Genomic DNA, 19,318 nt, shown 5'->3' on the forward strand with positions numbered 1-19,318 from the left:
TCGTGAAGTGCTCTAGCGGATGGGCTTTCGCGCGGTTGGGCGAAATCATCTATATTCAGTCAGGTGATGGCTTGACCACTGCGAACATGAAGGATGGGCCGATCCCTGTTTTTGGGGGAAATGGTATCAACGGATACCACGCCCAGAACAACGTAGATCAGCCGACCGTCGTGATCGGGAGGGTTGGATATTATTGCGGATCAATTCATGTGACACCGGCGAACGCATGGGTAACAGACAACGCCTTCATCACACATTTTTCTCAGGATGAAATCTATCTACGGTTCTTAGTCCTCCTTCTTAATGGAACAAACCTGAAGGAAGACGAGAACGCTACTGCACAGCCAGTTTATATCCGGTTCAAAGATTTATCCGATTGTCGTTGGACTCCCACCCCTCGCCGAACAACACCGCATCGTCGCCAAAGTCGATGAACTGATGGCCCTCTGCGACCGACTAGAGGCGAGCCTTACCACGGGGGACGCAACGCGGGGACGGTTGGTCGAAGCGATGTTGCATGAGACACTGGCACCGGACGAGAATCACTGACAACGCAAACGAACTTAGGAAAGAGGCTTTGCACCGACTGGTTCGTACCGGCTTGCAGGTTCCGAAAGGAACGTTTTAGACACGCTCTCTCCCAGTTCGTCGAGCGTCGATTCTGCCGCACCGGGCAGTTCCGAGACGGCACGGCTCCAGTCGTCCATTTGAATCTTATCCTCACTCGTCGGAGGGCTGGCCCGTATGATCTTGTCCGCACCGATCAAAAGTCCAGCTTGGCCTAAAGCATTGAGGGACTGAAGGCGCATGGCTGCATAGATGCTGTCCCGCCACGCCCACATACCGCCGAGCCGTATCTTCGAGTGGTCAACGCTATACGGATCAGCTCAGAATTTGAACGCGCTCGCGAGGCACGGAAAAGCAGGACAACGCGTCAACAAGGGCTATCATAATCGGATTGTTCGCCCACACTCCGCCGTCAACGAACGTGTAGCCGCCGTCTTGGAGGGGCTTAAAAAACGTCGGAGCTGCTGCTGTAGCGGCAGCCACCTTTGTCATCCGCTCAGTGGCGTCTTTTCTGAAATCCGGGTGGTGAGGAGTCTTGAAGATATAGACCTCGCCATAGCGTCCCTCAAAAGAGGGGATACACAATCGCACCTGTGCCTCGCCAAATTTCCGAACGCCGAGAGTGTCGCACAGAATCCGCATCAACGCCTTACGGTCATAGCGGAACTTATAATATTGACAAGCGTTTCTCAGACGGTGCTTTACCGCCCCAACAACCCCGCCTCGAATGGGGGGGAAGATTTCGCACCCGCGATCAATATAAAGGTCGCGCAGGTACGCGGCCTTCAGACCGGCGGCAAGGCCAAGAGCAATGATCCCGCCAGTTGACGTTCCAGCAATGAGGTCAAAGTATTGTGCTATCGAAGTCCCCTTCAAGTAACGCTCCTCCAGTCCTGCCAGGAAAGCGGCCGGATAGATTCCCCGGATGCCGCCACCATCAATGGAAAGGATGCGAAACTCTCGATCTTCCGGCCAGGGGAGAGGAACTCGCCGTCGTCTGAGCGACCCGGAGGATCGTTTCGGTGGAAGGTTTTCAGTATCGCTGGACATTGAGGAATACGCTTGACTTAACCATGCCGTCCGCCGCCGGTCCATTCGCCTGTAGCCAGCCAGCCCTCGTAGCAGGCGAGCCAATCTATTGTCCAAGGGATTGTGGTCTGGGCAGCCGCGAGGCCAGGATGCCACTCTCGGTCGGCTGGATCGTAAAGGCACAAAATGGGCAGCTCAGGATTGCTCCGATTCGGATAGTGATGCGGGATAGGGTCAGAGGGATCTCCTGACCGTCGGCGGAGCAGAGGATTGATCACCGTCACTTGTGGAGTCCGTGGGAGATCAGATTTGCTGTGATTCTTCTCGCGCCACAACAAAACTTGGATTGTGTAGGGCTGACACAGGGGTCGTAGCGGCCCTTCCCAAAGGACCTCCCAACGGGTACGGCGGAGAATCTTGAACATCGGCCACTTCTTCCGCATGAGTTCGGCCTGCTTCATTGTTGAAAGAATCACCGTTTTCTCCTCTCAGTGCCGTAGAATTTATGTCTTGGTGTTGGTCGGGGCGCTGGTCGAGAGACGGGCGGGGTGATGAGAGCTGGAATGCTCAATCCTCCCTTCCCGGGATCGTGTCGGCTGCGTCCGTCACGAATATCTTTCCCAATTCTTTCGTTAAGTGCTTTGACAGCTTCTGTTGCCGGTACTTCGCCGAACAGGCTCGCCATGATTTCCTGCATTTCTTCCAGATCGCACCCTGCAACCAGCCGCTCGGCCTTGAGTACCAGGTTCTCAAGATCATGGATGAAGAGAGCTTGGCCCTGTAGTGATTCCGGCCAGCGATCTGTCAGCACGTCCTTTTCGCACACCGGATTGACGATGTGAACGAGCCGGCCTTGAGCGTGGGCTTCTTGGAAAACGGACAGCATACACCTTGCCTGTTGCAACAACTCTTCCGATAGATGCTCCGTATGGTTAGCTGCATCGGCCACAAGCTTCGCAATCATAATTGACGGCGGTCTCCGCCCCTGTCGAGAGTCATACTGCACGTTGCGCCAACGCTTCAGGAGTTGCAGCACGATGACGGCCTTCGACTTCCGAAATGGGGGTTGTTGCGGAGGAACGGGGTCACTGTCCGCCTCGGCTCGTATGCCCAGGCGTTCATACTCCTCGGCGCGTTTCTCGAAGATATCAGCAAAATCATAGTCCTGTGGCGTACTGACCTTGAACCATTCCGCGAATCCATAAGGGTTTGCGATAAACCGGTAACTTGGCTCCCGCGGCGCTTCCGGTCGGTGGTGAAATATCCAACTTTGACGTTCCAGCGTACCCCACATGCGTAGCATGGGCGTGACGTCGAGGTGCATGTCGCCGCTGTAGTCAATCGTGACGCACCGTGTTCTGCGTTTTGTCATTTCGTAGTATCTGGACCCTGGCTCTCCACGTATCGCCTTGTACAGCAAGTCGAGGGCTTCCTGGGGCGATACGTGGTCCGGTAGATCAAGCTGAGCGACGACATCAATATCGAACTCATCAGTTCTCAATTTTGACGCTATGGTGGCCCCGATAGCCATTGACCCTTGCGGATAAAACAACTGGACGCGGTCCTTTAATGGGCTCTCGTCACGCTCAATCCATTTGTTGACTGTTTCATACCGGGACACAGCCTTATCGTAGTTCGTCCGGCTGAGTTGAACGCGGATTGCCACGTCAGCCAGCAGAATATCCGCTGAATTTGTGAGGTACGATGGGATTGTTTTTTTCGTCATTTGAGGCCTCCTAACTTCAATGACCAATGGCCGATTTGCGGCACGCGATCCTCTCTTGCATTCCTCCAAATTCTTAATCTTGTCTCACTTGATGACTTTAGACATAATTTCCCCTCCACAAGTTCTCCCAAAAGGGTTCAGCCTTTCTCAGATTTTCTCTGGTTTACTTATCGACCATAATAATTCATAATTGTAAACCGAAGTCAAGGAGGGGATAGACATGATAGGGCAAAGACTTAAAGTATCACGTTCTGCAGCAGGCTTGTCTCTAAGAGGTTTGGAGGACAAAATTGGAAACCGCGTTACGGCACAGGCAATCGGGAAATATGAGCGCAACGAGTCCATGCCCGGCTCAGGCGTGCTGATCGCGCTTGCCGATGCGCTCGGCGTCTCGGTGGATTATCTGGTCGGAGATCAGAAAATGGTCCTCGAAGCGGTGGAATTCAGGAAGAAGAAGATCACGAGCAAACGACAGGAAGCCCAGATTGAGGCCAAGGTGCTGCATCTTCTGGAGCGCTATCTTTTGGTTGAAGAGCTGCTTGGCCTTCACAGTGTCGAATGGCACCGCCCGCCCGAGGCCCCCTATCCTGTCGTGCGGGATATTTTCGAGGCCGACCGGGCGGCCCGAAGTTTGCGGGATCACTGGAGCCTTGGCAACGATCCGATACCGAATCTCATCGAGTTGTTGGAGGAACAGGGAATTAAGGTGCTTGCCGTCGATTCTACAAAAATTGACGGTCTGACTGCGCGTGTCCGCCGCGCCGGAAAAGGCATGGCACCGGTCATTGTCGTGAACCGCAAAGACTGGCGAGAGCGGCAGTACTTCACGCTGGCCCATGAGCTTGGGCACCTGATTATGGAGGTGGCCTCTGGTTTGGACGAGGAGAAGGCTGCACATCGTTTCGCTGGGGCTTTCCTTATGCCTGCCAACGCCCTTTGGGCGAAAATCGGCAAGCACCGCACCTCAATCGGTTGGAGCGAGCTTTTCGAGTTGAAGCAACTCTTTGGTACGAGTGTTCAGGCGGTCACGTATCGCTGCAAAGACCTTGGCATTTTCAGTGAGGCCATGTTCCGGCGGCTATTCAACGACTTCAATCGTTTTGGGTGGCGCAGACCACCGTACGAGGAGCCGCATGCAATGAAAGGCGAAGAGCCGAAGCGTTTTGAACGCCTCACCTTCCGGGCGCTCGCCGAGGAGGCTATTTCCGAAGCCAAAGCCGCGGAGTTGCTCGGCGTGTCCGTGCGCGAACTGAACCGCCAGATGGAGGAACCACCGCCTGTTGAACACGAGGCGGCTGGGGTTTGAGTTCCATGCGGCAGGTCCTGGTCTCCGATACCTCTGTTCTGGTTGATCTGGAACGCGGGTCCCTGCTGGAGGCCAGCTTCCGCCTGCCGTTCCGGTTCTCTGTCCCCGACCTGCTCTACGAACGCGAATTGAAGAACTGGGGCGGCGAGGAGTTGATACGACTCGGCCTCTCCGTCAAGGAGTTGGACGGTGACGGTGTACAACGCGCCCTTGCCTATCAGCAGCAAGCGCCTGCGCTTTCTCTTCCCGATTGCTTCGCCCTCGCGCTCGCGCAAACCCGATCCTGGGTTCTGCTGAGCGGCGACAGCGCACTTCGCCAACTCGCGGTTGCTGAGGCGGTCGAGTGTCACGGCGTACTCTGGCTTCTTGACCAATTGCGTGACGCCGCCGTAGTGAGCATCCGTGAACTGTACGACGGCTTGACCGCCATCTCTGAGCATCCGCGCTGTCGTCTTCCCAGGTCCGAAATCCGCCGCCGTTTAGCCAGCTACGCCGAACGTCTGCGTTAGCCAAGCGGGCGGATGAACAGAGCATCGTCCGCCCTGCGGTACTCCCTCAAAGATGAGAGAGGATCAAACGGAGACAGAACCGCCGTTCGACCGTTTTTACGCCTCGCCCCCTGAGAACGGTCAGCCGCTGCGTGATGGCGTGGCCGAGGGGTCAGACGGTTCTGAAGCGACATGAACCGTTACCCGTATGCTGCTATCCAAGGCGGCAAGCATCTTGATGAGCCGATCCAGGGTGAAGCGGCCCAGGTTTATGTTACAGATTCTGGAGAAATCGGCGGCAGCAAACCCGGTCAGGGTAGCAGCCTTGCGCACAGTCAAAGAGCGCTCATCCAGCACGGTAATGATCCGGGCTGCAAGGGGGGCCTTGGTCTGCTTCAAATCGGCGTGAGGCTCGTTGCAATCGCGGAACACATTCCCGCTTCCTCGGACAAGCTCGAAATCATTCTCAGTCATGACAACAACTTCTTTCTCAATCGTCCCAGCCACGCCCGATGCAGACACCCCTCTCCCTAGCCCTCTCCCTCACGGGGAGAGGGAATAAGACAAAGACAGGCCTGAGGGATGTCAGATTACGTCTCAGGCTTATCCGACCTTGGACTGATTCGGACTGAGGATGTGGCGGATGGCCTGATGCACCATCATCCGTGCTGGTCTCGGATTGATATCGTGGTCTGGAGCATTCTCAGCGATTTCCGATGCCCCTGAAGCTGAAGAGGCGGGCGGGACGCCCGCGCTCCCAGGTTGCCCGCCCGAAGCAGCCCCTGATGACGGCGCCCAGCCGGCCATGACTCAAGATAGCGTGAAAATCCTCTAGTTCTTCCGTGCCGTGCCCTGCTCTCCACTCTTCACTCCCCACTGCTCACTCTTCACCAGGTCGTCAAGAGGACCTTGGGATGCACTTTCTCTTGGATGTAGAGCGGTGGGGCTTGGACGACCAGGTCCGACTAGTCCTGTTCGTCTTTTCCCTTTTCCTAACTGAATGGATCCCGTGTTCGCAGCTCCGGGAATAACGAGAAATCGCGGTCACGGGTAAGGAGCACTTCAGTACCGTGTGCCAGGCAGAGCGCGGCGATCCGGGCATCGTGGACGACCGCACCGCGCACCCGCGGTCGCTGCACGAGGCCACTCAATACCTTGAGAAAGTCATCGGTCTCGCCGAGCAGACGATTACTTGGCGATGTCGTCCAGGCTTCGAGTTGTTGCCATGCACGCTCCGGCGATGTTGCCGCGTCTTTCCAAATACGGTGGTTTGTCACCACACTCAGGAATTCGTAGCAGCAGGGCCAGGGAATCGCCCATATTTGGCTTCCTTCGGCAAGTGTCCGCACAATCGCAAGGGCTGCTTCATGCACGCGGGATTCCTTGCGGTGGGCGTAGACGAGCAGGTTCGTATCGACCGCGATCACCGTGTTTCAGTCTCTCCGTAGATCAACCCGCGCAGGTCCTGCCATGAATAGGCCTCAAGAGGGTCCTCCGCGCCAGCATGGCCGGTACTCAAATCGGGCAGCCGGTAGCGGTTCTGAGAGGGAGACGTAGCAAGAACCTGACGGAGCCCGTCTTCAACCACAGCGCGCAAGGGGCGGCCTGTCTTCTTGGCGTGACGTTTCGCCCGTGCCAGCAATTCGTCGTGGATATCAAGTGTCGTTTTCATATTTCCCATACTACCCATATAAGAGAGTACGGCAAGGCCATAGTAGACAGATAGCCAGCGGCAATTGGCAACGCAGGTCACTCCTGGGGTCGATTGATAAGCCGGTCGAAGCGCGCTTCGAGCTTGGCCTGAAAGTCGGCCTCGGTCTGATAGACCTCCGTGAACTCGGCGAAGGCCCAGCGCCCATACTGCCCATGACGATTCACCCCAGGGACCCAGTAGGTCTCCATGGTCGCCTTCTTTTCCTTGGCGTCTTCACCCCGATAGCCTGTGATCTCAACAATCAGGTGTAACGGACCGTCGTGACCGCCATCCAGCAGGACGATGAAGTCAGGCATAGATTCGGCTTTGATATTCAAGCCTCGTTCGTCAGCTTCTTTGAGGGCGGGGTGTTGGAGCGCTTCCCCAGGCTGAAACTGCTGTGCCTCGAAATCGGCGCCGGAAGGGAGAGGCCAGGACTCAGCCCACCAGCTTGCCCACGCCCTGGCCAAAGCGCTCGTAGTAGGCCTGCTCGTGCGGGTAGACCTCACGACGCAACAAACGGTGCAGCCGGGGCAGGTGATAAAACGGCACCGCCGGGTACAGATGGTGCTCAAGGTGGTAGTGGACCCGCTTGGGAGCCAAGAAAAACGCCGCAACGGGGTGCATGAAATACGTCCGCGTCCGCCGGTACGGATTATCGGGTTCGGGCACGTTGCCGTGCTCGATTGCTCCCCGGACGCGGAAGAAGATCTGCGTCAGGCTACAGTAGGGGATGAGCCAGTACAGGACAAAAGCGAGCAGCCAGGACGTTCCGCCCCAGTACCCGCCGCCGAGCAGGACCAGGCTCCAGAACACCCAGAAGGCCCGCATATCCGACACCTGACGGTAGCGCCGTTCGCGCGCTTCGCCCAGGAAACGCCGGTTGAAGTCGGCCGTGACACAGGGGAGGTCGATAAAATACTTCAGGGTCGAGACGAGGTTCAGCCCGCACACATCGCGCACCAGCAGACGCCACCAGGCCGAGGCGGCAAGCGGATAGCGGGCATAGATCGCCCGGTCCGGATCGTCCGCCGTATGGGTGTGCTGGTGATGGCACAGATGGATGAAACGCCACTTGGCCAGCGAGATGAACACCGGGAAAAGGGCCAGGAAGCGCCCCAGCCAGTCGTTGACCCACAGGTGTGACGACCAGCGTTTGTGGATCGCTTCGTGGCCCAGGACCATCAGGGCGTGCTGACGGGAGGCAATCACCGCCAGCGCGGCCAGATACACCCCAAGGCCGGGCAGCCCTGAGGTGGGTGGCACCAGCATCGCGCTGGTGTAGATGGCGGCCGCAATCACGGTCCACACCTCGGCCAGATGATACACCCCAGCCAGGCTGTGCGGTCGGGACAGCCGCTTGATCGTGTCGCGCAAATCCACCGCGTCCGGTGCGAGCGTCTGCATGCGCCCAGATGTACACCGCCCGCCCTGACCCGGCAAGACGGCTCTGGCGCTTTGTGGCCGGAGATTATAAGACCACACCACAAAGGAGGACTTATGCCACACGCACACGTCAACGGGATTCAGCTGCACTACGACATCCAGGGCCAGGGCCAGCCGCTGCTGCTCATCATGGGCCTCGGCGCACCGGCCGCGAACTGGGACCAGCCCTTTGTTGAGGCCATGACCCGGACCCACCAAGTCATCACCTACGATAACCGGGGCACCGGCCAGTCCGACAAACCCGACGAAGACTACTCGATCGCCCTGTTTGCCAGCGATGCGGTCGGACTTCTCGACGAGCTGCAACTTCCCAAAGCCCATGTGTTCGGGATTTCCATGGGCGGCATGATCGCCCAGGAGCTGGCGATTCATTATCCCCAACGCCTGGCCAGCCTGAGCCTGGGCTGTACCACGCCGGGCGGCAAACACTCCGTTCCGGCACCGCCGGAATCCATGGAAGCCCTCAAAGGCCGGGCCGGACAGACGCCGGAAGAGGCCGGGCGGGCGGCCTGGAAACTGGCCTATTCCGAGGACTATATCCGTGAGCATGGCGACGAACTCGAAGCCCACCTCCAGCAGTCGCTGACCCACGTCACGCCCCGCTTTGCCTACGAACGCCATATTCAGGCTACCATGACCCTGCGCGTGTTCAGGCAGCTCAAAGACATCAGCGCTCCGACCCTGGTGGCGACCGGTCGTGACGATGTCCTGATTCCGTCCGCCAACTCCGAAATCCTGGCGCGTGAGATTCCGAACGCCGAGCTGCGTATTTTTGACAATGCCGGCCACGGCTTTGTGACCTCCGCCCGCCAGCCCTTTCTGGACGTCTTTCAGGAGTTTCTTTCCCGCCAGAGCGTCTGACCTGCGCAGAGCCAGGCAGGACGGGGCACACACCGCCGAAGCACGGCGCATGAGGTGAGGGAGGCAGCATGGCCCTGCTGAGCGTTCAGCAGGTTCGGACGAGCTTTGGCGACCCGCCGCTGTTGGACTCTGTCAGCCTGCACATCGAGCCCGGCGAACGGGTGTGTCTGCTGGGCCGCAATGGGGCCGGCAAGTCAAGCCTGATGCGGTGTATTGCGGGCGAACTCGTTGCGGACAGCGGCCGGATTGTCCGCCAACAGGATCTGCGGGTCAGCTTCCTGCCCCAGGAGGTGCCCCAGGGTCTGGACGGCACGGTGTTCGAGTTGGCCGCCCGCGGGCTGGGCGAACTGGGCCACACCCTGGCCGCCTACCAGCAGCTCAGCGCCGAGCTGGCGCACCGCCACGGCAACCGCCATCTGCTGGCCCGGCTCGACCGCCTCCAGCACAGCCTGGACACGGACGGCGGCTGGCTGGTCCACCGCCAGGTCGAGCAGATTCTGTCGCACCTTGATCTCGATCCGAGCGCGTCGTTTACCAGCCTGTCGGGCGGCCTCAAGCGGCGTACCCTGCTGGCCACAGCCCTGGTCAGCGACCCCGACCTGCTGCTGCTCGACGAGCCGACCAACCACCTCGATATCGCCGCGATTGGCTGGCTCGAAGCCTTTCTGCTCCAGCGTGAAAAAGCCCTGCTGTTTGTCACCCACGACCGTCTGTTGCTGCGCAAGCTGGCCACCCGGATTGTCGAGTTGGACCGGGGGCGGCTCAGCAGCTGGTCGTGCGATTATGACGCCTTCTTACAGCGCAAGCGGGCGGCGCTCGACGCTGAAGCCCAGGAGTGGGCGCGGCTGGATAAAAAAATCGCCCAGGAAGAAATCTGGATTCGTCAAGGCATTACCGCCCGACGGACGCGCAACGAAGGCCGGGTGCGCGCCCTCCAGGCCCTGCGCGCGGCCCGCCGCTCCCGCCGGGAACAGTCGGGCAGCGTGCGTCTGCAAGCCCAGGCTGCGCAGCGGTCGGGCAAGCGCGTCATCCGGGCCACCGACCTCAGCTACAGCTATACCGACCAGCCGCTCATCCACAATTTCTCCACCGCCATCATGCGCGGCGACAAGGTCGGCATCATCGGTCCCAACGGCTCGGGTAAAACAACCTTGCTCCAACTCCTGCTCGGTCTGCTGCCGCCCCAGCACGGCACGCTTGAGCACGGCATCCGGCTGCGGATCGCCTATTTTGACCAGTTACGGATACAGCTGGACGAGACCACAACCGTCCAAGACATGGTCGGCGACGGGCACGACACCGTCGTCCTGAACGGCAAACCGCGCCACATCATCAGCTATTTGCAGGATTTTCTGTTTCCGCCCGACCGCGCTCGCAGCCCAGTCAAGGCGCTGTCGGGCGGCGAGCGCAACCGGCTGCTGTTGGCCCGCCTGTTTCTCCAGCCGTCGAATGTCCTGGTCCTTGATGAGCCCACCAACGACCTCGACGTGGACACCCTGGAACTGCTGGAAGAGCTGTTGCTGGACTACTCGGGAACGGTCCTGCTGGTCAGCCATGACCGCGCCCTGCTCAACAATGTCGTCACCAGCGTTGTGGCCTTTGAGGGCCAGGGCCGGGTGCATGAATACGTCGGCGGCTACGACGACTGGCTGCGTCAGCGTCGCCCGGCGCCATCCCCCACGCCCCCGCCGCAGCCCAAGCCGGACACCTCCCGTCCGCCACGGGCAACCAAGAAAAAGCTGAGCTACAAGGAGCAGCAGGAACTCCACGTCCTGCCCGAAAAAATCGAACAGCTCGAAGCCGAGCAGAACGATCTTCACCACCAGTTAGCCGACCCGAAGCTCTACCAGCACAACGGCGACCAGGTCGGTTCCCTGAAGGCCAGACTCAGCGCCGTGGAGCACGAACTCGAAGCCGCCTTTGCCCGCTGGGAAGCCCTGGAGGCCGTGCAGCAGGGTTAAGGCGACGGCTGGCTGTTTCGCTATGGAACGCTTCAGCGTATGTCATCGAAGGCGGAACTCTTCGGGGCATATTTTGCAATATCAGTAAGACTCACCCGCTCGATTCTGCTGTCGCGCTGAGCAATCTCGGCCTGAAGCTTGGCAAGCTCCAGCCTCTTTCCCTCATCTTATACAAGATCAGGTCGTGTAGCCGTATTTGAGGAGCGGAACGAGTTCTCGCCGCTCTTTCCCTTATTCGGATTTATCCATCAGCCCTTGGGCAGCTTCAACACCCGCTCGCCAATGATGTTGTGCTGAATCTCGCTGGAGCCGGCCGCAATCGTCAGCCCGCGCGCCCGCAGCGCCCGGTAGCTCCAGCGACCATTTTCAATCGCGCCCAGCGAGCCCCGTTCGAGTTGGGCGTAGGGGCCGAGCAGCTCATCGGCAAACATGGCCGCCCGCAGATTCAGCTCGGTCGCGTGCAGCTTGCCGAACGAGCTTTCCGGACCGGGCACCTTGCCGTTCAGCTGGGCGGTCAGCGACCGGTAGCGGCTGAGACGCAGACACAGCGCCTCGGTGGACAGGCTGGCGAGCTTTTGGCGCACATAGGGATGTTGTGAGGCCGTCCGGCCCTCAAACTCGACCGTCTTGGCCACACCGACCAGCTCGTTGACCGTCCGTTCAACCGGATGGCGCGTACCGCCCGACACCCGTTCATACATGAGGGTGGCAATCGACACCCGCCAGCCCTGGTTGAGTTCGCCGACCAGGTTTTCACGCGGCACACGGACGTTATCGTAAAACACTTCGTTGAAATCTGACTCGCCGGTAATCTGGACCAGGGGCCGAACCGTAATCCCGGGCGTCTTCATATCGACCAGCAGGTACGAAATGCCCCGGTGCTTGGGGGCGTCAGGATCAGTCCTGACCAGCAAGACCTGCATATCGGCACGATGGGCCAGGCTGGTCCACACCTTCTGGCCGTTAATGACAAAATCATCCCCGTCGATGACCGCCCGGGTTTGCAGCCCGGCCAGGTCAGAGCCGGCGTTGGGCTCCGAATAGCCCTGACACCAGATCTCTTCGGCGGTCAGCATCTTGGCCAGGTAACGCTGGCGCTGCTCGTCATTGCCCATGAACATCAGCGTCGGCCCGATCCGATCAATGGCCAGCTGGTTGGCCCCGTACAGCGGCAAGCCGCGTTTGAGCACCTCGTCCTGATAAATCGCCTGCTCGACCAGATCGGCCCCGCCCCCACCCCATTCCTTGGGCCAGTGCAGCGCCACATAGCCGGCCTCGTACAGGCGCCGGTGCCACTCCTTGGTGCGCTGCCAGCGTCTTTCGGCGTCTTCATCGGTCTGGGCCAGGGGATCGCGGGCATCGCCAAAGACCTCGGCCATATTGCGATCAAGCCAGGCGCTCAGCCGTTCCCGAAACGCTTCCTGTTCAGGGGTATATCGAAAATCCATACGTCCTCACCTTGGTCCTCTCCCAGAAATCCCCCTGCGCTATCGCGCTTCCCCCTTTGCCAAAGGGGGATTGAGGGGGATTTTCTAGGCACTGATCTCTACATAGGCCGATTTCGCGGACGGTTGAGGGACGGGCAGACCTTCCTGCTTGAGGCCATCGACATGAAACTCAATCGCCTCCTTCATGTTGGCCTCGGTCTCTTCCTCCGTCCGACCCGTGGACACGCAACCCGGCACGTCGGGGGAATATGCCGAGAAGCCGATTTCGGTTTTCTCTACAACAACAAGATACTTCATTTCTTCAGCTCCGCCTGTCTAAGAACGCTGTTGAGGGTGCCAATAGCAAGATCGTCGCTCGGATGTCCAGGCACTGTCACCAAACCCCGTTTCGTCGGATGCTTGAATTGCCGATGGCTGCCGCGCACCCGCGCTTGGTACCAGCCATCAGTCTCAAGCAGTCGAATGACCTCCCTCACCTTCATACAACGAATCGCGAGACGAGGAGGTAGCGCTTAGGTGCCCTGCAACTCCTGACGTACGATCCTGGCCCCGGCCACCAGGGCGTGCAGCTTGGCCCGGGCCAGCCCGCGCGACGAAGCCGAAAAGCCACAGTCGCAGGTCAGGTACAGTTTCTCGGGAGCGACGTGCTGCAACACAGTCCGAATCCGCTCGGCCACGTCTTCGGGCGTCTCCAGATACATCGACTTCACGTCGATCACCCCTGCGGCCAGCTCCCGCTCGCCGCCAAACTCGCTCCACAGCTCGACTTCCGACATTTCCCGATTCGAGAACTCCAGAGCGATCTGCTCGGCCTTGGCCTCAAGAATACCCGGAAAGAGCGGGCGGTAGGTGCGTTTCATGGCCGGTCGGCCCTGATTATTGCCAAAGCAGATGTGCAACGCGATTTTGGCCTCCAGGCCTTCGACCGTCTTGTTGAACAGGGCGACCGTTTCCTCAACCGGCAGCACCGGCGTGCGGCCCACCGCCGAGGGCTCGTCAATCTGAATAAACGTCGCGCCCGCAGCCACCACCTGTTTGAGTTCGCGGTTCACCAGCTCGGCCAGATCGTACAGCAGCGGCAGGTAGTCGCCATCGTAGCCACCCTTGGGGGTGATCGGCATGACAATCGTCAGCGGTCCCGGGCAGCAGACCTTGATCGGCTTGTGGGTCAGCTTGCGGACATCCGTATACTCCTGGACCAGGCCGAAGCCTTGGGGTGCGCCGACCCGCTCAAGCGTCTCAAAACGCGGTGCGCTGTCATAGCTCATCACCCCCAGCTTGCGCTGGGCGGGCACTACGCTCAGGCCGGATAGCTTTTCAACCACATTCCACAGAAAACGCTGGCGGCGGATTTCCCCATCGCTCAGAATATCGAGCCCGGCGTCCTCCTGGTCACACACCGCAACCCTGACCGCGTCGAGAATGGCCTCTTCCAGGTCCGCCGGTCCGGCCGTCCCGGCCCGCAGCGCCCGGCGCATGGCGGTCAGCCAGCCCGGTGAGGCGTACGATCCTACCCCCATGGTGGGCAACAAACCAAGCTCAGTTCCGTTGAGAAGCGGCATCGTTCGACCTCCTTCTCCTTGGCGGCTTCCTGTTGTCAGCTGCCCTTGTAGCAAAAAAGCGCGTTGGTGTCTGTAAAGACGAGCGCGGCTGTCTGCCGTTCGGCGGTGCGGCGGCTTTTCCCCCCCAGCCGTCCGTGCTAGGCTACCGAGTCTCACATTGAGCGACGAGGGGAGCATACATGGCAAGCGTTGGTGACCTGTCCATTCCGCACCGGGTCCTGCTCGGTCCGGGTCCGAGCAACGTCCATCCGCGCGTTCTGCAAGCAATGTCCACCCCCTTGGTCGGTCACCTCGATCCCACGTTTGTCGAGCTGATGGATCGGACCCAAGAGCTGCTGCGGTTTGTGTTCCAGACCCAGAACAAAATGACCCTGCCCATCTCCGGCACCGGCAGCGCGGGCATGGAAACCTGTCTGGCCAACCTGATTGAACCCGGAGACGAGGTCGTCATTGGGGTCAACGGCGTCTTTGGCACACGCATGGTCGAGGTGGCCAAGCGCTGTGGCGCCACCCCGGTCGAGATGCGCGCCGAGTGGGGCCGTGTCTTCACCCCCGAGCAGGTCCAAGAGACCCTGGGCCGGTGCCGGCGACCCAAGTTTGTCGCCCTGGTCCACGCCGAAACCTCAACCGGCGCCTGGCAGCCGCTCGAAGACATGGCCGCTCCCATTCACCAGGCCGGCGCCCTGTTTGTGGTGGACGCCGTCACCTCGCTGGGCGGCTGTCCGCTTGAGATCGACAGCTGGAGTATTGACGCCTGCTATAGCGGCACCCAGAAGTGTCTGAGCTGTCCGCCGGGGCTGTCGCCGATTACCTTCGGTCAGGCTGCGCTGGATGTCATTGGTCGGCGCAGCTCGCGGGTCCAGAGCTGGTATCTGGACGTCAGCCTGCTGGGCAATTACTGGGACGAAGGCCAGGCCAAGCGGGTCTATCACCATACCGCCCCGATCTCGATGACCTATGCGCTGTGCGAAGCCCTGAGCCTGGTCAAAGAAGAGGGGTTGGCCGCCCGCCACGCCCGCCACAAGCGTAACCACGAGGCCCTGGCGGCCGGCCTCAAAGCCCTGGGCATCGAACTCGTCGCCCAGCAGGGCCACCGCTTGTGGATGCTCAACAGCGTTAGCGTCCCCGACGGAATTGACGAGGCGGCGGTACGCAGCGCCCTGCTGAACGAGTATAATATCGAGATCGGCGCCGGGCTGGGCGAGTTTGCCGGCAAGGTGTGGCGGATTGGCCTGATGGGAGAGTCCAGTTCGCAGGAAAACGTCTTGCTTCTGTTGGAATCGCTGGAGGCGGTGTTGGCCCAACACGGCCATCCGTGCCGACCCGGCACGGCGGTCCGGGCGGCACGCGCAGGCTATCAGTGAAAGAGGGATGAACCATGAGGATGCGGATGTGGAGCGGGTTGGGTGGGGTTTCCTTTTGCCATTTGCCATTTGCCTTTTGCCTTTTGCCTTGTCTTGTCTTCCTCCCCCCTCCCCTCCACGCCGCCTCGCCCACGCTCGTCCGCCTCACCCCCCACACCGCGCCAGCCCTGTACGACGACCTCAGCCGGACCTCTCTCAAGTATGCGGTCAGACGCAGCCTGACCGCCCTGCGTCCCAGACCTGACACCGAATCCGTGGTCTTCGGCTCCCAGCAGCTGAGCCTGGCCCATGTCCGTGACAGCCTGCAACACTTCTACACCCTGCTGGAAACCGAGGAAGATCTGGCGGCAGCGGTGTGGCGCGACTTTCACCTCTATCGCGCCACCGCGCCGGCCCTGTTTACCGGCTATCACGAGCCGCTGCTCAGGGGCAGTCGGGTCCGCACCCGGCGCTATCGCTATCCCCTCTACCGTCTGCCCGACGATCTGGTCGAACGCGCCCCCGCCTCGGATACGGGTGAGCGGCGGATCGGTCGCTGGGTCAGAGGCCGGTTCGTACCCTATTTCACCCGGGCCGAGATCGATGGGCAGGGCGCACTGGCCAAGCGGGGCTATGAGATTGCCTGGCTGGACGATCCGGTCGCCCTATTCTTTCTGCATATTCAGGGCTCTGGACAGATCGCGCTGACGGACGGCTCGCACCTGCGGGTCGGCTATGCCGGAACGAACGGACACCCCTATACCAGTATCGGCAAATGGCTGAAGCAACGAGGCAAGCTCCAACCCGGGCGGACCTCTTCGCCGGCGATCCAGCACTACCTGCATACCCACCCCGACGAACAGCGGACGATCTTTTTTCAGAATCGGCGCTACGTGTTTTTTCGGCCCAGCCGGGGTGAGCCGCGCGGCAGCCTGGGCAGTCCGCTGACCGCCGGACGTTCGATTGCCATCGACCCCAAGGTCTATCCGCTCGGCGCGCTCGGCTTTATCCGCACCAGGCGCCCCCGTGTCGGTCGGCACCAGACAGTTGCCTGGCAGCCCTTTTCCCGTTTCGTGCTGCTCCAGGATACCGGCGCCGCGATCAGCGGGCCGGGGCGGGTCGATATCTTCTGGGGCAGTGGCGCCCAGGTCGAGGCCGGCTACATGGCCGAGCAGGGCGAACTCTACCTGCTGCTAAAAAAACGCTGAGCGGCAAGGGGAAGCAGGACGATGTCAACGCCAGCCATTCCCACCACGGGGCTGCGCCATGTGGCCCTCAACGTTGCCGATGTGGCGACCTCGGTCGCCTTCTACACCGGGCTGTTCGGTATGCGGGTCGTCTGGCAGCCCGACGATCAGAACGCCTACCTGTCGTCCGGCTGCGACAATCTGGCCCTGCACCGGGCCGCGTCCGATCCGTCCGCCGCCGGCCAGCGGCTCGACCATGTCGGTTTTGTGGTAGTCCAGCCGAGCGATGTGGACCGGGCGGCCGAGGTGCTGAGCGCCCGGCAGATCCCTATCCTTGCCGCACCGCGAACCCACCGGGACGGCAGCCGGTCCCTGTATTGCGCCGACCCGGACGGCAACCGGATCCAGATTTTATATGAGCCAAGCCTCAGTCCCCAACGGCTCGGGTAAGGAGCCTGGGTTCTCGGCCCTCCAATACGCCGCGGTCTGGGCGGTCCACGCGTATACGGCCTTGGGCTTTGTGGCCGGCTTTCTGGCCCTGCGGGCGACCGTGGGCGGGCAGGCGCGGAGCGCCTTCGGGTGGATGCTGGTCGCGGTGCTGATTGATGCGACAGACGGGACGCTGGCCCGGGCCGCACGGGTGAAACAGCTCGCGCCGTGGTTCGACGGGAGTAAACTCGACGACCTGGTTGATTATGTCACCTTCGTCTTCGTGCCGGCCGTGTTTGTGTACCACTTCCAGCTCATGCCAGCCTCGACAAGCCTCCTGTTTCCCGGCCTCATGCTCATGGCCAGCGGCTACGGCTTCTGTCAGGCCGAGGCCAAAACAGCCGATTTCTTCTTTACCGGGTTTCCGTCGTACTGGAATATCGTGGTCTTCTACCTGTACGCCGCTCACACGCCGGCCTGGCTGAATGCCGGCCTAGTGGGCGTGTGCATCGTCCTCGTCTTTGTCCCCATCCGGTATGTATACCCCTCCCGTACCGTCCCGTTCCGCCGCCTGAGCAACGGACTCGGGGTGGTGTGGACCGCCCTGGTAGTCGTCCTGATCTGGCAACTGCCAGCGCCACACCCCTGGCTCCTGGGAGGGTCGCTGCTCTACCCGGTCTACTATGCGGCCGTGTCCGTCTACCTGCATCTCACCCTGCCGCCAGGGCCTACGGCCGGCCAGACCGCGAGTTCTCCACGATGAGAGGCGAGTCCGGCCGCCACATCCGTTTCTTACGCGTCCGCCGCCGCCGAATAGCCACAGACAGCGGGCCCAAGATGACCCCGGCCACAAATCCGCCCAAATGTGCCCGCCACGTCATCAGCTGCTCGTTGCGGGCAGCGAGATACCATTCAGACACGAACAGCAAGACCAGCCAGACCAGCAGATAGCCAACGGCCGGCACCCGAACAACCCGAAAGAAAAAAGGCAGCGGAATACAGGTCAGAATCCGAGCGGTCGGGTACAGGACACAGTGGGCGCCGGCCACGGCAGCGATGGCGCCACTGGCACCGATCATCGGGACGGTCGAAAAGGGCGCAACATAGGTCTGGACCAGCATCGCCGCTATCCCGCCGAAGCAGAAAAAGAGCCCGTAGCAGCTCGGGCCCAGACGATCCTCAACATGCCGGCCGAAGATGTACAGAAAAAACAGGTTGCCGATCAAATGGGTCCAGCTGCCGTGCAAGAAAATACTGCTCAGGAGGGGCAACAGACGCGGCAGCCGGCCCTGCACGACGGCCTCAGAGAACTGGGCCGGCACCCAGCCATAGTGGACAAAAAACGCAGCCAGGTCACGGCCTGCGTACTGCTGGTATAATTCAAAGCCGAACAGACCGATGCAGACTGCTATCACGACGAAGGTGACCCACGGCGTGCGCTGCAAAGGAATCGTTGACCCAATCGGAATCATATGGGCACCGACACCGGGCGGGGGTTTTTCGTTGACGGAACGTAACGGATTTCTTATAGCACCGGCGTGTCAGGTATGATAGGGGAAAAGCCTATGCCGATCTACGATTACCACTGTCAGGCGTGTCACAAAACCCAGAGTCTGCTCTTCCTCAGCCTGACCGAGGCCGAGATCGGAGAACGGACATGCCGGTGGTGTGGCGAGCCCCGGCTCAGGCGCATCCTGTCCCGTTTTGCCTACCACCAGAGCGAGGCCAGTCGCCTCCAAGATTTTGATACCGGCGCCCCGCGCGACGAATCCTTTTACCGCGACTCTCGCAATGTCGGCCTGTGGGCCAAGAAGCGGGCCAAAGAGATGGGGGCCGATCTCGGATCGCAGTTCGAGGAAACCGTCGAAAAAGCTCGGAGCGGGAAGATCGGCGATGATGTCTAAGATGATCTCTAAATTGAGTGCTGAGCCCTCCCCCGTGTCTGCTCCGGCCTACTCAGCCCGGTCCGGGTCGGTGCTATGATCCGTCGGGCGCGCACTCTCCTGTGGCGGGCGTGTCGTGTGGTCGGCGGGGGGGCGCTCGTCGTGGCCGGCATTTTTCTCAGTCTGCCGGGCATTCCGGGCCCCGGCATTGTCGTGCTCATCCTGGGGCTGGGGCTGCTGAGTTCGGAATTTCACTGGGCAGACCGGCTGTACACCCGGATCAAGCAGACGGGCCGAGATCTTGTCCGGCGCGCCCAATCAAATCGCAAGGACACGCCCGGACGCCAAGGATCGCTCAGGGACACCCGTTCGCAACAACGCTAAGGAGG

At 60.6% G+C, this 19,318-nt stretch carries 23 protein-coding genes; 11 read left to right on the top strand and 12 right to left on the bottom strand.

What is annotated here, in order from left to right; all coding sequences use genetic code 11:
- Window positions 1–434 (top strand): hypothetical protein (locus J4F42_01475; protein MCE2484154.1); only part of this gene is annotated, 434 nt, incomplete at its 5' end.
- Window positions 435–882: 448 nt separating this feature from the next.
- Here the strand turns inward: J4F42_01475 and J4F42_01480 are convergent.
- Window positions 883–1,617 (bottom strand): patatin-like phospholipase family protein, encoded by a 735-nt coding sequence (locus J4F42_01480; GenBank protein MCE2484155.1) that lies wholly within the window; start codon window positions 1,615–1,617, stop codon window positions 883–885.
- Between the two features lie 451 nt (window positions 1,618–2,068).
- On the bottom strand, window positions 2,069–3,322 hold the full coding sequence (locus J4F42_01485; protein MCE2484156.1) for a nucleotidyltransferase: 1,254 nt from the start codon (window positions 3,320–3,322) through the stop codon (window positions 2,069–2,071).
- Window positions 3,323–3,542: 220 nt separating this feature from the next.
- Here J4F42_01485 and J4F42_01490 point away from each other — a divergent pair, with 220 nt between their 5' ends.
- Window positions 3,543–4,628 (top strand): ImmA/IrrE family metallo-endopeptidase, encoded by a 1,086-nt coding sequence (locus J4F42_01490; protein MCE2484157.1) that lies wholly within the window; start codon window positions 3,543–3,545, stop codon window positions 4,626–4,628.
- Window positions 4,625–5,137, top strand: a complete 513-nt coding sequence (locus J4F42_01495; protein MCE2484158.1) for a hypothetical protein — start codon at window positions 4,625–4,627, stop codon at window positions 5,135–5,137. The genes J4F42_01490 and J4F42_01495 overlap by 4 nt, the downstream gene beginning before the upstream one ends.
- A 120-nt stretch (window positions 5,138–5,257) precedes the next feature.
- Here J4F42_01495 and J4F42_01500 read toward each other — a convergent pair whose 3' ends face one another.
- From J4F42_01500 to J4F42_01520, 5 genes are all read right to left on the bottom strand, one after another.
- Window positions 5,258–5,590, bottom strand: coding sequence for an XRE family transcriptional regulator (locus J4F42_01500; protein ID MCE2484159.1), 333 nt, complete (start codon window positions 5,588–5,590; stop codon window positions 5,258–5,260).
- 518 nt (window positions 5,591–6,108) lie between these two features.
- Window positions 6,109–6,543 (bottom strand): PIN domain-containing protein, encoded by a 435-nt coding sequence (locus J4F42_01505; GenBank protein MCE2484160.1) that lies wholly within the window; start codon window positions 6,541–6,543, stop codon window positions 6,109–6,111.
- Window positions 6,540–6,788: a hypothetical protein gene (locus tag J4F42_01510; GenBank protein MCE2484161.1), complete on the bottom strand. Its 249-nt coding sequence runs from the start codon at window positions 6,786–6,788 to the stop codon at window positions 6,540–6,542. Before J4F42_01510 ends, J4F42_01505 begins: the two co-directional genes overlap by 4 nt.
- Window positions 6,789–6,865: 77 nt before the next feature.
- The gene (locus J4F42_01515; GenBank protein MCE2484162.1) at window positions 6,866–7,126 is read right to left on the bottom strand and encodes a hypothetical protein; all 261 of its coding nucleotides are present in this window, start codon (window positions 7,124–7,126) and stop codon (window positions 6,866–6,868) included.
- A gap of 121 nt (window positions 7,127–7,247) precedes the next feature.
- On the bottom strand, window positions 7,248–8,216 hold the full coding sequence (locus J4F42_01520) for a fatty acid desaturase (GenBank protein MCE2484163.1): 969 nt from the start codon (window positions 8,214–8,216) through the stop codon (window positions 7,248–7,250).
- A gap of 93 nt (window positions 8,217–8,309) precedes the next feature.
- Here J4F42_01520 and J4F42_01525 point away from each other — a divergent pair, with 93 nt between their 5' ends.
- A complete protein-coding gene (locus tag J4F42_01525; GenBank protein MCE2484164.1) occupies window positions 8,310–9,116 on the top strand; it encodes an alpha/beta fold hydrolase in 807 nt (268 codons plus the stop codon).
- Between the two features lie 68 nt (window positions 9,117–9,184).
- Window positions 9,185–11,077, top strand: coding sequence for an ATP-binding cassette domain-containing protein (locus tag J4F42_01530; GenBank protein MCE2484165.1), 1,893 nt, complete (start codon window positions 9,185–9,187; stop codon window positions 11,075–11,077).
- Window positions 11,078–11,325: 248 nt separating this feature from the next.
- Here J4F42_01530 and J4F42_01535 read toward each other — a convergent pair whose 3' ends face one another.
- From J4F42_01535 to J4F42_01550, 4 genes are all read right to left on the bottom strand, one after another.
- Window positions 11,326–12,525 carry an acyl-CoA dehydrogenase family protein gene (locus J4F42_01535; protein ID MCE2484166.1) on the bottom strand — a complete coding sequence of 400 codons (1,200 nt, stop codon included), beginning with the start codon at window positions 12,523–12,525 and terminating at the stop codon, window positions 11,326–11,328.
- 84 nt (window positions 12,526–12,609) lie between these two features.
- Window positions 12,610–12,822 carry a type II toxin-antitoxin system HicB family antitoxin gene (locus J4F42_01540; protein MCE2484167.1) on the bottom strand — a complete coding sequence of 71 codons (213 nt, stop codon included), beginning with the start codon at window positions 12,820–12,822 and terminating at the stop codon, window positions 12,610–12,612.
- Entirely contained in the window at window positions 12,819–13,007 is a 189-nt protein-coding gene (locus J4F42_01545) for a type II toxin-antitoxin system HicA family toxin (protein ID MCE2484168.1), read from the bottom strand. Before J4F42_01545 ends, J4F42_01540 begins: the two co-directional genes overlap by 4 nt.
- Window positions 13,008–13,037: 30 nt before the next feature.
- Window positions 13,038–14,087 carry a hypothetical protein gene (locus J4F42_01550; GenBank protein ID MCE2484169.1) on the bottom strand — a complete coding sequence of 350 codons (1,050 nt, stop codon included), beginning with the start codon at window positions 14,085–14,087 and terminating at the stop codon, window positions 13,038–13,040.
- Between the two features lie 179 nt (window positions 14,088–14,266).
- Here J4F42_01550 and J4F42_01555 point away from each other — a divergent pair, with 179 nt between their 5' ends.
- The 4 genes from J4F42_01555 to J4F42_01570 are packed head-to-tail and all read left to right on the top strand — an operon-like array spanning window position 14,267 to window position 17,809.
- A complete protein-coding gene (locus tag J4F42_01555; GenBank protein ID MCE2484170.1) occupies window positions 14,267–15,451 on the top strand; it encodes an alanine--glyoxylate aminotransferase family protein in 1,185 nt (394 codons plus the stop codon).
- 14 nt (window positions 15,452–15,465) lie between these two features.
- Window positions 15,466–16,638, top strand: a complete 1,173-nt coding sequence (locus tag J4F42_01560; protein MCE2484171.1) for an MltA domain-containing protein — start codon at window positions 15,466–15,468, stop codon at window positions 16,636–16,638.
- A 21-nt stretch (window positions 16,639–16,659) separates the two neighbouring features.
- Window positions 16,660–17,067, top strand: coding sequence for a VOC family protein (locus J4F42_01565; protein ID MCE2484172.1), 408 nt, complete (start codon window positions 16,660–16,662; stop codon window positions 17,065–17,067).
- A complete protein-coding gene (locus tag J4F42_01570) occupies window positions 17,033–17,809 on the top strand; it encodes a hypothetical protein (protein MCE2484173.1) in 777 nt (258 codons plus the stop codon). The genes J4F42_01565 and J4F42_01570 overlap by 35 nt, the downstream gene beginning before the upstream one ends.
- Here the strand turns inward: J4F42_01570 and J4F42_01575 are convergent.
- Entirely contained in the window at window positions 17,775–18,518 is a 744-nt protein-coding gene (locus tag J4F42_01575; protein MCE2484174.1) for a rhomboid family intramembrane serine protease, read from the bottom strand. The genes J4F42_01570 and J4F42_01575 overlap by 35 nt on opposite strands.
- Window positions 18,519–18,611: 93 nt before the next feature.
- On the opposite strand from J4F42_01575, the gene J4F42_01580 reads away from it, so the two are divergent.
- Together J4F42_01580 and J4F42_01585 are read left to right on the top strand one after the other, a co-directional pair.
- On the top strand, window positions 18,612–18,950 hold the full coding sequence (locus J4F42_01580) for a zinc ribbon domain-containing protein (GenBank protein MCE2484175.1): 339 nt from the start codon (window positions 18,612–18,614) through the stop codon (window positions 18,948–18,950).
- 75 nt (window positions 18,951–19,025) lie between these two features.
- Window positions 19,026–19,313: a hypothetical protein gene (locus tag J4F42_01585; protein MCE2484176.1), complete on the top strand. Its 288-nt coding sequence runs from the start codon at window positions 19,026–19,028 to the stop codon at window positions 19,311–19,313.
- The last annotated feature ends 5 nt before the right edge of the window (window positions 19,314–19,318 follow it).

This window comes from Desulfurellaceae bacterium, from assembly GCA_021296095.1.
In the GTDB taxonomy this organism is placed as follows: domain Bacteria; phylum Desulfobacterota; class Binatia; order Bin18; family Bin18; genus JAAXHF01.

Bases quoted from the DNA above. Each gene is read 5' to 3' on its own strand.
- J4F42_01490 (MCE2484157.1), top strand. From the start codon at position 3,543: ATGATAGGGCAAAGACTTAAAGTATCACGTTCTGCAGCAGGCTTGTCT.
- J4F42_01530 (MCE2484165.1), top strand. From the start codon at position 9,185: ATGGCCCTGCTGAGCGTTCAGCAGGTTCGGACGAGCTTTGGCGACCCG.
- J4F42_01485 (MCE2484156.1), bottom strand. From the start codon at position 3,322: ATGACGAAAAAAACAATCCCATCGTACCTCACAAATTCAGCGGATATT.
- J4F42_01565 (MCE2484172.1), top strand. From the start codon at position 16,660: ATGTCAACGCCAGCCATTCCCACCACGGGGCTGCGCCATGTGGCCCTC.
- J4F42_01570 (MCE2484173.1), top strand. From the start codon at position 17,033: ATGAGCCAAGCCTCAGTCCCCAACGGCTCGGGTAAGGAGCCTGGGTTC.
- J4F42_01525 (MCE2484164.1), top strand. From the start codon at position 8,310: ATGCCACACGCACACGTCAACGGGATTCAGCTGCACTACGACATCCAG.
- J4F42_01540 (MCE2484167.1), bottom strand. From the start codon at position 12,822: ATGAAGTATCTTGTTGTTGTAGAGAAAACCGAAATCGGCTTCTCGGCA.
- J4F42_01575 (MCE2484174.1), bottom strand. From the start codon at position 18,518: ATGATTCCGATTGGGTCAACGATTCCTTTGCAGCGCACGCCGTGGGTC.
- J4F42_01515 (MCE2484162.1), bottom strand. From the start codon at position 7,126: ATGCCTGACTTCATCGTCCTGCTGGATGGCGGTCACGACGGTCCGTTA.
- J4F42_01510 (MCE2484161.1), bottom strand. From the start codon at position 6,788: ATGAAAACGACACTTGATATCCACGACGAATTGCTGGCACGGGCGAAA.
- J4F42_01580 (MCE2484175.1), top strand. From the start codon at position 18,612: ATGCCGATCTACGATTACCACTGTCAGGCGTGTCACAAAACCCAGAGT.
- J4F42_01520 (MCE2484163.1), bottom strand. From the start codon at position 8,216: ATGCAGACGCTCGCACCGGACGCGGTGGATTTGCGCGACACGATCAAG.
- J4F42_01560 (MCE2484171.1), top strand. From the start codon at position 15,466: ATGAGGATGCGGATGTGGAGCGGGTTGGGTGGGGTTTCCTTTTGCCAT.
- J4F42_01545 (MCE2484168.1), bottom strand. From the start codon at position 13,007: ATGAAGGTGAGGGAGGTCATTCGACTGCTTGAGACTGATGGCTGGTAC.
- J4F42_01480 (MCE2484155.1), bottom strand. From the start codon at position 1,617: ATGTCCAGCGATACTGAAAACCTTCCACCGAAACGATCCTCCGGGTCG.
- J4F42_01550 (MCE2484169.1), bottom strand. From the start codon at position 14,087: ATGCCGCTTCTCAACGGAACTGAGCTTGGTTTGTTGCCCACCATGGGG.
- J4F42_01500 (MCE2484159.1), bottom strand. From the start codon at position 5,590: ATGACTGAGAATGATTTCGAGCTTGTCCGAGGAAGCGGGAATGTGTTC.
- J4F42_01535 (MCE2484166.1), bottom strand. From the start codon at position 12,525: ATGGATTTTCGATATACCCCTGAACAGGAAGCGTTTCGGGAACGGCTG.
- J4F42_01585 (MCE2484176.1), top strand. From the start codon at position 19,026: ATGATCCGTCGGGCGCGCACTCTCCTGTGGCGGGCGTGTCGTGTGGTC.
- J4F42_01555 (MCE2484170.1), top strand. From the start codon at position 14,267: ATGGCAAGCGTTGGTGACCTGTCCATTCCGCACCGGGTCCTGCTCGGT.